Origin of the sequence: Companilactobacillus keshanensis (genome assembly GCF_003946205.1) — a bacterium.
GTDB classification, from domain to species: Bacteria; Bacillota; Bacilli; order Lactobacillales; family Lactobacillaceae; genus Companilactobacillus; species Companilactobacillus keshanensis.
The window spans coordinates 221334-235339 of the sequence record NZ_RHOS01000002.1; the positions used below are offsets into that span (position 1 = coordinate 221334).

The following is a 14006-nucleotide window of genomic DNA, read 5'->3' on the forward strand; positions in this document are numbered from 1 at the left end:
TCACTCCTTTTATTCCTAAAAGCACAAAAAAAATCAGCACGCTGACTGTTGTCAACGTGCTGATCAATTATACGCACTTTTAAATTAGTTACAGCATAACATTAATCAAAAAATATTTCTAAGTATTTTTTCGGTGATTCGGATAATAATACTAGTGATACAGATGATAATAGTGGTTCGGATGGAAATGACGAAAACTCTAACAACGGAAGTTCCACTGATGGTTCTGTAACTGATCCCACTGATTCAAAAGATTCAGATAATTCAACCGGTGCTGTTAATGATTCAGCAAACAATCAAGCTAACCAAACTTCTCCAATTATTCAAATGTCCACATAAAATCAGAGCAAATCACAATTAGCGGACAACTTAATTGAAGTAAATAAATCTTCAAATGAAAATTTAAATACATCCGCAACAAATAACAATGATGCAAAACAAACAAATTCTCAATTTCCACAGACTGGTAATGAATCGACTTTCTGGGCAACTGGCTTAGGTATGTTTCTACTTGCAATTCTTGGAGTATTTGATTTCAGACGTCGTAACTAATAGAGTAAGAAAAGTCCTGTAAAGGGACTTTTTTTGATCCATTTTTCTTGCATTTAGTAAAGAAATATTTATTATTAGAGGAAATCAAAGGGCGTCATATCAAGGATTACGGGGCTTTTCAAAAAGAGACTCATAAATATTGATTATAAATATATACATATTCAAAATCCTTTATAATCACAACATTTAGTGAATATTAATCGATTTTTGAATATCTATCATTCCCTTTAGATTTTAAAATATTATTTAAATATTACCTTTCAATAACCTATTTAGGTAAAAAGTTATGGGTGATGACAATGAGAATAAAGAAAAATAATAACCTTATGCAAAATTACATCCATGATGCTTTCTTTGAACAAGGTCACTGGTTATTAAAAATAAGACAAACATTAATTACCATTTTAGCCTGGATAATTATGATCATTCCAATTTACTGGACGTTATCCATGACTGTTTTTGTAAGCAAACATTTAGAAGGTCAACCATGGTCAGTTCCTGAAGGAAAAGATTTATTCAACTTCTTTGGGGGATTTTTATCTAAAGCCTTCATAATTCTAGCAATTATTACTATTGGGTTTACTTTGTATAATAATTACTACACTAAACATCATGTAAAACGTCACGCAATTTACGATGAAAAAAAGCTTTTTGCACGTCGTGAAGCTATTAAGGATTTTTATACTTCTAAATTTGGTGAACGTTATTATCGGCGCAATGACATTAGATATTATGTGGTAACTCCTGAAAATAATTTTGAGATCAAGGCTATCGATAAAATTTATAGTAAATTCGAAGGCGCAAAATTATGATCAATACAGGGATTTCTTCTTTTGATGCTGTGGCTAATTTTTTCCTATTGATATTGATTTCCTATCCAATACTAGGATCCTTTTGTTGGTTGATCGGAATGATCTGCTATCAATTTCTTTATGCACACAGAATTACAAATTATAAAAAAATAGATAAAAGTGTTCAACCTTTTGTAACGATCATGATCCCTACACATAATGAAGAGATAATGATTGAGGATACGATTAATTATTTAATGAACGATTTGAATTATTCAAATTACGAGGTTTTAGTTACTGACGATGGATCGACCGACGGTACCCTAGATATACTAAAACGATTGATGCTAAAGTATGACAATTTAAAAGTTGTCCGTATCGAAAAAAATCAAGGCAAGGCCCATGCTTTTAATGTCGGTGTTGCTTTTACTAAGGGCGAATTTATTCTAAGTAATGATGCTGATTCAATACCAGAACCAGACGCAATCTGGAAATACATGAACTATTTTAATACATCTGAAGGTCAAAACATCGCTGCAGTTACGGCCAATATGGACGTTCAAAATCGTGATACTATCATTTGTAAATCACAAACTGTTGAATTCTCAAGTATTGTTGGTATTATCAAACGCAGTCAGGTTGGGGTTTTTGGAAATATGTACGCATATAGCGGAGCCAATACTATGTATCGTCGAGACGCTTTGATCGATGTTGGATTATTCAGACAGGATCGTGCAACTGAAGACATAAGTATTGCTTGGGATCATCAAATCAGTGGTTGGTCTACCATATTTGCTCCCAATATAATCTTCTACATGAATGTTCCTGACAATTTAAGAAGTCTCTATCATCAGAGAAAACGTTGGGCCAAAGGAGGTACTGAAGTTTGGTTATCCAATTTCTGGAAAATCATTTTGCATCCTATAAAACGTACCAGACAAATTGCGTTCCTAGTTGATCAAACTTTTAGTATTACTTGGTCATTCTTCTACTTTATTAGTTTAATATCATTCATTGCTTCACTAATTGGTTTCATCTTCACTGGTGATTTAAAACAAGTTATCTTCCTATTCGCGATGTCATTTGTCTTCATAACTTTCGAAATGCTCGCAGGGATCTTGCAATTGGGTGCAGCCTTGATTGTCGATGAACGTGGTAAAAAATTTAAATATCTAATGTTTATGCCGTTTTATTCCTTAATTTATTGGCAAGTAAATGCTTTCTCCGTTGTTACAACCTTTATTCCAGCTATCAAAACTATAAGAGGACATGGACAAGGTACTTGGGAAAGTCCTAAACGTAATAAAAAAGTGTAATCAGACTTTTTGAATAAAACATCCTCAATACTACTACCAAATTAATATGATAAATAAAAAATACGTTACATATACAAATTGTATATGTAACGTATTTTTAATTGCTATTAATAACTCTCTTTTGTTCCTAAAAATTGTAATCCAGTTACACCGATGACAAGTACGGCTCCTAAAATCCCATACCCATTAAATACTACATGCATAAATAAAACACCTAGAATCATTGCCGTTAAAGGTTCTACTGCACCTAAAACACTAGCTGTGGTTGGATCTATGTAAGCCAAGCTTTGAAGATAGAATAAAAATGCCAACATTGTTCCAAAAATAATTACGAAGATAACCTCTAACCACATTACCATCGTTAATTGCGGAGTCTTATTCCAAACTTGATCAAATATACCGATCAATAAACCACCAATAAGCATCGACCACCCCACAATGGGGACTGCATCATAAATCTTCAATAAAGAAATTGGCATCAAAGTGTACAACGCCGCTCCCACGGCCGAAAGAAGTCCCCATATTAAAGCCGATAATGGAATTGCTAAACCACTAAAGTTTCCTTGAGTAACAATTAAAAATGTTCCAATTATAGCTGATATAACCGAAATAATTTCAACTCTAGTTGGTCTTTGCCAATTTCTTAAAGCTAGATATACGATCACCATAACTGGAGAGGTATATTGGAGAATCGTTGCTGTAGCAGCATTTCCTTTCGCTATCGCCATAAAATAAGTAACTTGGACTGATGTCATACCCAAAACACTAAACAACAGTAATTTTATGGTTGCCATTTTATTATGATAGACCTGAAAAATATCCTCATTTTTCAACATGCCGTATGCCAATAATAATATTCCTGATATCAACATTCTGATTGCTACTAACCAAATGGTATCAATTTTATGATTAAATAGATCCTCAGCTACTATTCCTGAACTTCCCCACAGAAATGGTCCTGCGATCGCCAGGAGTAATCCTAATAGTCTTTTTGACACAAGATTATCCCCCTTACATTGTATAAATTTAAGAAAGACTAAACCCCTGTTTCAAATTTAAATGTCTTGTCCTCAATTGTGATCCTATTACGTCCTGCCTTCTTTGATCTATAAAGATATTGATCCACACGTTGAAACAATTCATCAATATTTTTATCCGTTGATGCTAATTGAGAAACACCAAATGATATTCTGATATTTAACTCATTGCCGTCATAGTAAAGCGGATCGTTTATCAAGCTATTTCTAATCGAACGAATAATTTCAGATGACTCATCAACATTCATCCCTCGAAAAATAACAACGAATTCCTCCCCACCGTAACGAAACATCTGACCATGAGAAGTTTGTTTGAACATTTGATGATGAAAAACCTCTGCTACATGTTGTAAAACCTTGTCTCCTGCACAATGTCCATAATGATCGTTAAAATCCTTAAAACGATCGATATCAAACATCGCCATCGTTAAAGGAACACTATTCTCTTTTCCATATACTTTGAAGATCTCGTCGATTGTTTCATCAAAATTAGCACGATTCCTAACACCCGTCAGCTCATCGTAATTTACCTTTTTGGTCATAATATCGTAATCGTTAAATGAATTTCTGATCCACTTGGAAAACAATCGTATGATCAACATATATAAAATAAATCCAAAGATCATATAGATAGTTTTCAATGGTGAAAATTTATAAACTGACCAAATCAGAATCCACCAAATGCCACCATATATTATTTGTAGAGCTAGATATTTCCATTCATCAGCTTTAATTGATTTTCTATGACGAGCAATGTAAATAACTGTAATTGCCATCGCAATCAAAATTGCTACAAAGAGAATATTGAATTTTGTATTGTCTTCCGTTAAATGATGACCAAAAACATATAATGGAGCAATTATATTAACTACATCAATAAAGTGATTCTGCATCGTATAAAGACAATAAAGCATCAATGTCATCTGTGTCGTAGCATAAAACCAATTGGTTGAATTGCCGGCATTGATTGCCTTAAAAATATGCTGAACCAAAATCATACAGGCTACTAATGTTACGGCTTCCAATATGCCTAAGAGCATAATAAATGATCTGCTTTTGTGCCTTCGAGCCAGATCTTCAAAATAGTATGACATAAAAGTCAAAATTGTAATCAATCCAACCGTGATCAAGCCAATAATAATGGCATTAATATTAGCATCAATATTTAAAAGTTTTTGAAAAGTACCAGCCTCTAGCTGTGTTATCATTCCATACCTCTGAGATTAATATTTAAGTCTGTCACTAGTATACTACATGAATATAAATAAATTTTTTTATAAATGTATCGGATTTAAAAAATATATAATTTAGCTAAATATTTGATAACAAAAAAAGTATGATTCCAGAAAAGCTCTGGAATCATACTTAACAAATCAATCTTCGATTGCAATGGGGTCGGCCGGCGGTGGAAACATCTTGAGAAAATATTAACTACAGCAGACTGACCCCATCACAACCGAAGATAACTATTAGAATAAATATCTAATGGGCTGAGACTAATGACATTTTAATCTCCATACCTAATCCACGTGCATATCTGTTTAAAGTAACTAGTGTTGGCATTGAGTCCATTCGTTCAATTTTGGCTAATTGTGGTTGTTGCATTCCTATTCTTTTAGCCAATTCCTTTTGTGTAACGCCTGATCTAACACGATTTTTATGTAATTGTGATAATGTTTCAACCACCTTCATTTCATCTTCAGAAATAAGTGTAGTTTGGTCCTTTAAGTCATCCCATACTATCATTAGTCTTCTCCTTTCGATCAATTAAAATTAAGCATCTTTTACTACTGGTTCACGGCTTCCTAGTCTTACTTTATCAACCGCATGAATACTTTCTTCTAAGTCTTGCTCTTTAAATCCGAAGAAGTAAGTACATGTAAATGACACCACAAGTGCAACTGATGAAGCAATTAAGAATCCAGTGAAACTACTGTCTATCCCTTTAGGATTGATAAATTAAGCAAAACCGATCAATGATCCAGCAAAGCCCCACATATCGACGTGAAGTAAACCTGTTAATAGACCACCAATTGCTCCACCAATATTGGCTGTCCAAAAAACACGACCATACTTCAAATTAATACCGTACATAGCAGGTTCTGTAATACCGGCAAAGGCCGAAATGGTTGCTGCACCAGCAATTTGTTTCATACCTATATTCTTCTTAGTCTTGAAGAAAACCGCCAGAACGGCAGCACCTTGGGCAACCATTGTTGCAGAAATAATAGCATTCAGAGCACTATGTCCAGTTGTAGCAATCTGGTTGGCAACGACTGGAATAACGGCCCAATGCAATCCGAAAATAACCAGACATTGATAAAATCCACCAATAATCAAACCCGATATAGCTGGACTGAATTTAAGTAGTGCCACGATACCCATAGCAAGATATGAACTCATTACTGTAATAATAGGTCCAACGATAACTAGGATAATAGCACTGACTACGAATACCTCTATCAATGGACTAACAATCATTCTAATCGTAGCTGGAATACGTTTCTTTAGCCATGGCTCAATGATCGATGCTATCCATGCGGCCGCGATCATTGGAAAAATGGAATAAGTGTAATTAGCGACGTGAATCGGAATACCAAAGAAATCAGCGTTCATATTCATTTGTACAGTACTAGTTTTGGATGCCAATTGGACTAGGGTCGGATATGCCAAGACACCACCGATAACTCCAACTATTATCTGATTTGCACCCAATCTCTTGGCGGCAGTAAATCCTACCAATATTGGTAAGAAATAAAATACTGAATCGCCCATCGCATTAATGATCATATAAGTAGAACTTGTGGCCGATAACCATTTGGCCGATACGATCAAAGACAATAGTCCTTTTAAAATACCCGCAGCAGCTAGCAATCCAATAACAGGCATCATGCTGGCTGTTATAACACCAATCAAAGAACTGAAATAGTATTTTGTTTTGGGCCAAATTCCTTTTGGAACCGGTTCTTTCTTAGATTTGGCTTCATTATCATTAGTACCAATTCCTGGACCAAGATGATCAACGACAGCATCGAATACATCTTCAACCGCAGGTCCAATAACAACTTGGTATTGACCTCCGGCCTTTGCAATATCCAAAACACCATTTAAATTTTTGATTACTTCATCATTGGCCTTAGACTCATCCTTTAAATAAAAGCGAACCCGAGTTATACAGTGAATAACATTATCTACATTTTCGGCGCCACCAATATTCTTGATAATATCCTGGGCCAAAATATCAAAATCGACCTTTTTGTTACTTGATGCTTGATCAAGATCCTTTTCGCCTTGTGCTAATAAACTGACCGTGGCGGCCGAATCTCCAGCCTGAACTTTACCGGGGTGAATATTGATTTCTTTAAGTACCATTGCTGTATTGGTAATTGCTACGATAACATCGGTTACTTTACCAGCTGCTTTAATCATAGCAATATCCATTGTAGCGATTTGTTGACCAGCCTCGACAGCATCTCCCTCTTTTATAAGGATATTAAAAGGTTCACCATCTAAATCGACTGTATCAACACCCATATGGATCAGGATTTCCATCCCATTATCCGTATCGATACCAATAGCATGTTTAGTACTTGCAATCAAAACAATCTTTCCAGAAACAGGAGAAACAATCCTGCTATCATCGGGCATGACTCCAAAGCCATCACCCATAGCCTTCTCAGAGAACATGGGATCATGAACTTTAGCAATATTTACAAGTTCACCACTTACTGGAGAAAGCATATTTGTCGTGCCTTTCATGTTTAAACACCTCCTAGTTCTTATTTACTTATAAGATACTATATTTGAAAGATGTTTAAACATCATATTTGAATAATTTTTTTTATGAATTTTGTATAACTTGTTTAAACAAATAAAAAAAGACCTCATATACCAGAGATCTTAAAATAATTATTAAGTTATAGTTATCTGCATTCGCCCATTACGTTTGGAATGATAAAGGTTCTGATCCACTCGATTATAAAAATCAATTGATGATTTATCATCGGCCGTTATTTCTGATACTCCAACCGAGATAGAAATTTTGATGTTATATGTCTCAGACTTAACTTCCAAATGATTAATGGCAGTGAAAATTTGATTAACAGTTGTTTTTGTTTCTTCAACATCGTAACCAGGGAAAATAATATTGAATTCTTCACCACCAGTTCGATAGAACTTCACTTTAGGATCGTTAGCAGATAAAACAACTTGTACGACCGACGAGACTTGACGTAACACTTGATCACCAGCCAAATGACCATAAGTGTCATTTATCATTTTAAAATGATCAATATCAAACATCATCATCGACAGTGCTTGACCATTTTGCATGCTTTCTTCAAATAAATATTTAATATCATCAGTATATGCGGCAAAATTCTCCGTTTTTGTTAAAGCATCATGACTAGCAAATTTGGCCAATCTAAGTTTCAACTCAGTATCATTAGAAAGCATAGTTATATAAACATATAGCAATGCTTCAAAAATGATAAGATAAAGCCATTCTTGCCAAAATGTTCCCCAAACAAAATCAAATTTCAACTTCATCCAGATCCATAATGGACCTCCAAAACTAATTACCGTTAACATATATATAATAGGTTCATATCGATTATTATGAAATTTTAATCTGACAATGTTTAATGTCCAAAAGAAAGCCATTAATGTTATAGCGTGTCCCCATGATTGCCAATATCCGATCGACTGATTAAAAACCATATAAACTAATACTATAGGAAAGAAAAAGTAATACGGAACATGAATACTTAAAAAAAACGCACAAAAAGTAATTGCAATTAACTGGAAATTCATGAATTGCCACGAGTCACCTTTACCGACAACTAGCGTTTGAATACTGAATACAAAAATCAACATATAAATAACGCCATACCATGTACTTATTGTATCGTCTGAAATATTGATCCGTCTAGAATGTACCCAAGAAGAAATCCAATTAAATGTGACCCAATACAAGGTAAGAACGCCTAGAACAAAGAACACACTTGTCACAAATGGCGGTAGTTGCCAATCAGACCATGTCATCTATCAACCCTTCTTCATAAAAATTTATTGTAAAAATATTATATATACTATTTAATACGATAAATCTTATCATATGCTAATCAGAGCTATAAATAAAGAGTCTAATGATCCTTACCGTTTTTGATGGATAAATACAATCCGCTCATCAATTGAATCCTGTTGAGAAAATTGCCAATCTGGATTATCAAATTGTTTTATTTCATTAATATCTTTAATATTATTTTCTGCCATAAATCGAACCATCTCACCACGTGCCATCTTTGCCAGAGTGGCCTTAGTCCTTAATTTTCCATCAACAATACTTCCAAAGACAACTGTGACAAATCTTTGGCCTGACAATAAATACGGTGTGACAGTCTTAGCATATTCTTGGGAAGCCAAGTTAACTATAGGTTCTGAATCACTTGATAATGCCTGATAAATTCTTGATCCCCAAAGGTTATACAAGTTCTTGAATCCTGGAACCTCTAATTCAGATTGCATTTCTAATCGGTATGGAACAACTCCGTCAAATGGACGCAAAATCCCATAAAATCCTGACAAGATCCGTAAATTTTTTCGAACATAATCAAGTGCTGGTTCAGTAAATAAGTCTGGCGCCATGTACTGATATTGAATTCCGCTAAATGCAATCAATGCGGGAGTTAAATGCTTATTTAACTCCATTTTTTGTAACCATTCAAAGTTATTTCTTGCCAATTTATCACTACATTTCCAGAGTATCTTGGCCTCTTTATAGTCCAATTTCTTCATTTCAGATAGAATTAATCGACTTGAGTCTAAGAATTCTGGAAGCTGTTCATAATTAAAAGTATCCGTATCAACAATCATTTTTTTTGCTGGAGCAATTATTATCTTCATGAATCTAATTTTAGACAAAAAAATAAGATCACACAATAGATGTGTAATCTTAATAATTTATTCTGCAGCATCAAATTTTTCTTTTTTAACTTGTTCCGCTAGTCGTTTGTTACCATGATGCAAATCGACAACTGTCCAAACTAATAATGCCAAAACAGCTAAAATCAGCAGATATGCAATGATTTTTGAAATATCTGAATCACCGGCAGTTGGATGATCGCCGAAAAATGCTAATATTTGATCTGGTAAACTGATCAAATTTAAAATTGTTAATGCAACAACAGAGAACCAACCTAATATTTTGATCCACAAACTATTCTTAAATCTGTGACCCATTTCCATTTCACTATCTGTCATCATCAAAAGTGGCAACATTGAGAATGGTAAAGCAAACGCCAAGAATACCTGTGAATTATTCATTAAATTATTTAATGCGGTGTGCTCATCAATAGCACTCTTACCACTAGTTAACATAACACAAATCAAAACTGGGATAACTGAAATCAAACGTGTTACTAATCTTCTCAACCATAAAGGCATCTTCATGTGGACAAAACCTTCCATAATAACTTGTCCAGTAAGTGTACCAGTAATAGTTGAATTTTGACCAGATGCCAACAATGCAACCGCAAATAATGTTGAGAGGATACCGGATTTAGCAACACCGATCAAAATATTATTACTCATTGTTGATGTATCTGATAGTGCTTCATACAATCCAAAGAATGATGGATCTTTAACAGCACCAGTCTTAAATACAGCAACACCCATGATCAATAGTAAAGCATTAACAAAGAAGGCAGCTGTTAATTGAATATTTGAATCCCATGCGGAAAATCTGACATTTTGAGCAACTGATTCTTCGTCATTATGATCAACTTTACGAGTCTGTGAAATAGCTGAATGCAAGTACAAATTATGAGGCATAACAGTAGCACCAATAATACCTAAGGCACCACTCAATGGTGTCATACCAGCAATTTTTTCACTACTTGAGAAAGTTCTAGGCGTTGGGATCAAGCCCTTAAATACGCCTCCCCAGTCAGGGTTAGAAAGTGCAACTTGATAAACGAATACGAATAAAATAACTAAAATCAAGCAGACAACAATTGCTTCGATTTTTCTGAATCCAATTTTGGTTAATAATAGCAATACTAAAACATCTAATACGGTAATAAAAACCGCAATTATTAGTGGAATGTGGAACAACAGATATAAAGCAATCGCGGCACCAATAACTTCAGCAATATCAGTAGCCATGATGGCAAACTCTGTTAAAATCCATAAAACAATTCCTAATGCCTTACTCGTTCTGGCTCTAATGGCTTGCGCCAAGTCCATACTGCTTACAATTCCTAGTTTAGCTGCCATATATTGCAATAACATGGCAATTAAACTAGAAATTAGAATAACTGACATTAGTAAATACTGAAAATTTTGACCACCAGTGATTGATGTTGACCAATTACCTGGGTCCATATAACCAACTGCGACTAAAGCACCTGGTCCGGAATAAGCTAATAATGTTTTGAAAAAACCTTTATCCTTTGGTACTGAAACTGTACCATTGATCTCTTCTAGTGAAGGACCATTGGCATATTGAATCAGTTTATGCTTACGTGGTTCATTTTCCTTTGCCATAAATAATCTCCCTTTAGTACAAAATTACGATATTCAATTATCAACGAACAATCATGATTGAAATTGGTGAATGCTTGGCCATATAGGCAGCCTGTGATCCAAAATATTTTCTAATACCTTTTTTAGATAGCGAACCGATAACCAATAAATCAGCCTCAGTATCAGGGATAACCTGCTTAACGATAGTTTCACCAGGATCACCTTCAGCGATAAACATTTCAACCTGTTTAACACCAGCATCCAAAGCAACTTGACGATATTCTTTGATATGTTCCTCAAGCTCTTTTCGTTCCCCATGAACATAATCTTTGGTCAGTGCTTGATAAACATTCATTTCATCATTTTCCAAAATTGAAGTAATGATCATAGTTGAATCATCATTGATACAACGTCTCATTGCATATCTGAATGCTAATTGTGCATCATCAGAATCATCAACACCGACCAAAACCCTTTTGAAAGTATTTTTATTTTTTGACATTTGACTTACTCCTTTCTACGTTTCTTATTCTAATCCAAATTAATGATCTGTAAAGTTTTTTTTAGGTCTCATTAACAATATATTTTTTATTATTCACCTAATTGTTTTAATTAAAAACGGTGCCTTTGTCAATTCAAAAGCATTTAATTTTAAGTGTAATCAACAAAATATTATTCGGCAATCGCTTCAAATAGGCTTATGTAATATAATCAATATGTCATATTTGATTCATTTTCCAAAAAATATTTTTCAAATTAACTGATATAGTTAGGTTTGGCTAATTTATAGTTGACAGTAAAACCCACTCAAAATATGATTGAAGTATCAAAAAACATTCTGGTGATTAATAATGAGCGACTTAAATTTTCTGAAACTAATATACGAACTAGGCGGCTTCTTACATACTGTCAGTAACGGTGACATTGCGAAAAAATCTCAATTAAGCAACGCCTCAGTAACTGAACGGACTAAAAGTATCGCTAAAAATACAGATCTGTTATCTTACAAAAGATATTACGGAACACAACTGACTCAAAAGGGCATTGATTTACTTAAACCATATATACAGCAACAGCGGTTAATCGAAATTTGGTTAGTTAAAGAGATGGATTATTCACTAGGTGAATGTCATAAAGAAGCTGACATATTGTCAACCGCAGTGAGTGCCCATTTTATTAAAAAATTGAATACTTACTTGGATTACCCTAAATTTTGTCCGCACGGTAATGTGATTCCCAATAATTCTAAAACCATTAAGAGAATCCCCCTCACCCTAACTGATGAATTAAAAAAAGACCAAAAATATATCATCCAAAGTTTTGCGGAGGATAATTACATATTGGGCCTTTTAGAAACTGTTGATATTAAACTCAATGACATTATTGAAGTATTGAATGTCATTGAAGGTATGGTCGTAATTTATAATTCACGGACTAAAACAAAACAACTTTTACCTGAAATTTTGGCAAACTCAATTAGAATAACTGAGAAATCAAATATAATAGTTGAATGATTTAACTTGTCAACTTATAGAAATCATTGTACGATGTAAGAAATTAATATTCCGATAGCAAATTATTATTTGTCATGTCACTAGTAACACTTCTACTAGGCGGGAATAGCCTAAGGAGTGTTTTTTTTGTACAAAAATCAAAAAGTATTACTAATATTACTGACCGCTATAAACCTAAGATTATCTATAACGGCCGTTACGCCTATTTTTTCGAGCATCCAAAATGCATTGAAAGTTGGTAGTTCTATAACAGCGCTACTTGTGACGATCCCACTGTTATGTTTTTCCATAGGCGCAGTTATTACGACATGGTTAAATAGAACGATAAGTTTAAAATCTTTATTGCTTACCTCTACAGGACTACTAACAATTGCTAATTTAACTCGTCCCTATAATGTAACGATCTTACTTTTTAGCACCGTTATAATTGGCATGGCAATCGCCTTATTGAACGTCTTAATTCCAATTATGATCACTCAAGTATCCACCGACTCAACTACGGTAACCAGATTAACTAGTTACTATGCAGTCACTATGAATGTCGGCGGTTCATTGGGAGCTGCAGTTGCCATACCTTTAACACATATATTGGGCTGGGCAAATGTTATGCGTGGATTTGCTATTCCAGCTATTTTGACATTTATTGTTGCCCTACTAGTAAGATCATTATCTACAAGAGATACTGACGATACATCTCATGATGGGATTTTAAAAACTCTGATCACTGATAAAACTGCTCAAGTTCTGACTTTATTTATGGGACTTCAATCACTGATCTACTACAGTCTTATCACGTGGTTACCTGCAATTTATCAAAGTTTAGGCGCTTCAGCAGACGAAGCTGGCATTTTATTGTCAGTCTTTCAATTTATCGGTATCCCCGCTGCATTAATGATGAACTTCATTACTAATAAGAAACTACTATTTGGCATTTTGGCTAGCGGTTATTTATTAGGAATTAGCTTTCTCATGGTTTCTCACTTTGGTTGGTGGATCTCAGCAATCATTTTGGGATTCACTGCATCACTGATCTTTAGTGTCGCTCTAAATCTTATTTCTAATAGTAGTACCGATATTAATAAAATTGCTAATAGATCTGCTCTAGCACAATCATTAGGATATCTTTTAGCGGCAATCGGGCCTTTTGTCTTTGGTCGATTATTTGATAATTTCAAGACTTGGAATATAACTTTAATCATCATAGCAATTTTGATGGGATCAACCATTATCATCGGACTTAAAATTACTAATAAAAAAGAGAAAATCTAACAT

General features: G+C 34.1%; 13 protein-coding genes and 1 pseudogene. 5 read left to right on the forward strand and 9 right to left on the reverse strand.

What is annotated here, in order from left to right; all coding sequences use genetic code 11:
• Nucleotides 1-101 precede the first annotated feature (101 nt).
• The gene (locus EKM64_RS11360) at nt 102-296 is read right to left on the reverse strand and encodes a hypothetical protein (protein ID WP_164505271.1); all 195 of its coding nucleotides are present in this window, start codon (nt 294-296) and stop codon (nt 102-104) included.
• 76 nt (nt 297-372) lie between these two features.
• On the opposite strand from EKM64_RS11360, the gene EKM64_RS11725 reads away from it, so the two are divergent.
• The 3 genes from EKM64_RS11725 to EKM64_RS02370 all read left to right on the forward strand — a co-directional run bounded on the left by EKM64_RS11725 (nt 373) and on the right by EKM64_RS02370 (nt 2659).
• On the forward strand, nt 373-552 hold the full coding sequence (locus EKM64_RS11725; protein ID WP_125675251.1) for an LPXTG cell wall anchor domain-containing protein: 180 nt from the start codon (nt 373-375) through the stop codon (nt 550-552).
• A 299-nt stretch (nt 553-851) separates the two neighbouring features.
• Nucleotides 852-1364, forward strand: a complete 513-nt coding sequence (locus EKM64_RS02365; protein ID WP_125675195.1) for a hypothetical protein — start codon at nt 852-854, stop codon at nt 1362-1364.
• Nucleotides 1358-2659, forward strand: coding sequence for a glycosyltransferase (locus tag EKM64_RS02370; protein ID WP_377769376.1), 1302 nt, complete (start codon nt 1358-1360; stop codon nt 2657-2659). The genes EKM64_RS02365 and EKM64_RS02370 overlap by 7 nt, the downstream gene beginning before the upstream one ends.
• A gap of 107 nt (nt 2660-2766) precedes the next feature.
• Here the strand turns inward: EKM64_RS02370 and EKM64_RS02375 are convergent, their stop codons facing one another.
• The 8 genes and pseudogenes from EKM64_RS02375 to EKM64_RS02410 form a co-directional block, all read right to left on the reverse strand.
• Nucleotides 2767-3657, reverse strand: a complete 891-nt coding sequence (locus EKM64_RS02375) for a DMT family transporter (RefSeq protein WP_125675199.1) — start codon at nt 3655-3657, stop codon at nt 2767-2769.
• A 38-nt stretch (nt 3658-3695) separates the two neighbouring features.
• The gene (locus tag EKM64_RS02380) at nt 3696-4904 is read right to left on the reverse strand and encodes a GGDEF domain-containing protein (protein ID WP_125675201.1); all 1209 of its coding nucleotides are present in this window, start codon (nt 4902-4904) and stop codon (nt 3696-3698) included.
• A gap of 274 nt (nt 4905-5178) precedes the next feature.
• Nucleotides 5179-5442 carry a helix-turn-helix domain-containing protein gene (locus tag EKM64_RS02385; protein WP_125675204.1) on the reverse strand — a complete coding sequence of 88 codons (264 nt, stop codon included), beginning with the start codon at nt 5440-5442 and terminating at the stop codon, nt 5179-5181.
• 27 nt (nt 5443-5469) lie between these two features.
• Nucleotides 5470-7455: pseudogene (locus EKM64_RS02390) on the reverse strand (glucose PTS transporter subunit IIA).
• 153 nt (nt 7456-7608) lie between these two features.
• The gene (locus tag EKM64_RS02395; RefSeq protein ID WP_125675206.1) at nt 7609-8739 is read right to left on the reverse strand and encodes a GGDEF domain-containing protein; all 1131 of its coding nucleotides are present in this window, start codon (nt 8737-8739) and stop codon (nt 7609-7611) included.
• A gap of 111 nt (nt 8740-8850) precedes the next feature.
• Nucleotides 8851-9600: a peroxide stress protein YaaA gene (yaaA, locus tag EKM64_RS02400; RefSeq protein WP_125675253.1), complete on the reverse strand. Its 750-nt coding sequence runs from the start codon at nt 9598-9600 to the stop codon at nt 8851-8853.
• 57 nt (nt 9601-9657) lie between these two features.
• On the reverse strand, nt 9658-11241 hold the full coding sequence (locus EKM64_RS02405) for an Nramp family divalent metal transporter (protein ID WP_125675208.1): 1584 nt from the start codon (nt 11239-11241) through the stop codon (nt 9658-9660).
• Between the two features lie 40 nt (nt 11242-11281).
• Nucleotides 11282-11722, reverse strand: coding sequence for a universal stress protein (locus tag EKM64_RS02410; RefSeq protein ID WP_125675210.1), 441 nt, complete (start codon nt 11720-11722; stop codon nt 11282-11284).
• Nucleotides 11723-12071: 349 nt separating this feature from the next.
• Here EKM64_RS02410 and EKM64_RS02415 point away from each other — a divergent pair, with 349 nt between their 5' ends.
• Complete coding sequence (locus EKM64_RS02415; protein WP_125675212.1) at nt 12072-12734, forward strand: metal-dependent transcriptional regulator; 663 nt, start codon at nt 12072-12074, stop codon at nt 12732-12734.
• Between the two features lie 126 nt (nt 12735-12860).
• Nucleotides 12861-14003, forward strand: a complete 1143-nt coding sequence (locus tag EKM64_RS02420) for an MFS transporter (protein ID WP_164505272.1) — start codon at nt 12861-12863, stop codon at nt 14001-14003.
• Nucleotides 14004-14006: the final 3 nt, after the last annotated feature.

Excerpts from the sequence above, each read along its gene's own strand:
- EKM64_RS02365 (WP_125675195.1), top strand. The coding sequence starts at position 852 with ATGAGAATAAAGAAAAATAATAACCTTATGCAAAATTACATCCATGAT.
- EKM64_RS02380 (WP_125675201.1), bottom strand. The coding sequence starts at position 4,904 with ATGATAACACAGCTAGAGGCTGGTACTTTTCAAAAACTTTTAAATATT.
- EKM64_RS02385 (WP_125675204.1), bottom strand. The coding sequence starts at position 5,442 with ATGATAGTATGGGATGACTTAAAGGACCAAACTACACTTATTTCTGAA.
- EKM64_RS02395 (WP_125675206.1), bottom strand. The coding sequence starts at position 8,739 with ATGACATGGTCTGATTGGCAACTACCGCCATTTGTGACAAGTGTGTTC.
- yaaA (WP_125675253.1), bottom strand. The coding sequence starts at position 9,600 with ATGAAGATAATAATTGCTCCAGCAAAAAAAATGATTGTTGATACGGAT.
- EKM64_RS02405 (WP_125675208.1), bottom strand. The coding sequence starts at position 11,241 with ATGGCAAAGGAAAATGAACCACGTAAGCATAAACTGATTCAATATGCC.
- EKM64_RS02410 (WP_125675210.1), bottom strand. The coding sequence starts at position 11,722 with ATGTCAAAAAATAAAAATACTTTCAAAAGGGTTTTGGTCGGTGTTGAT.
- EKM64_RS02415 (WP_125675212.1), top strand. The coding sequence starts at position 12,072 with ATGAGCGACTTAAATTTTCTGAAACTAATATACGAACTAGGCGGCTTC.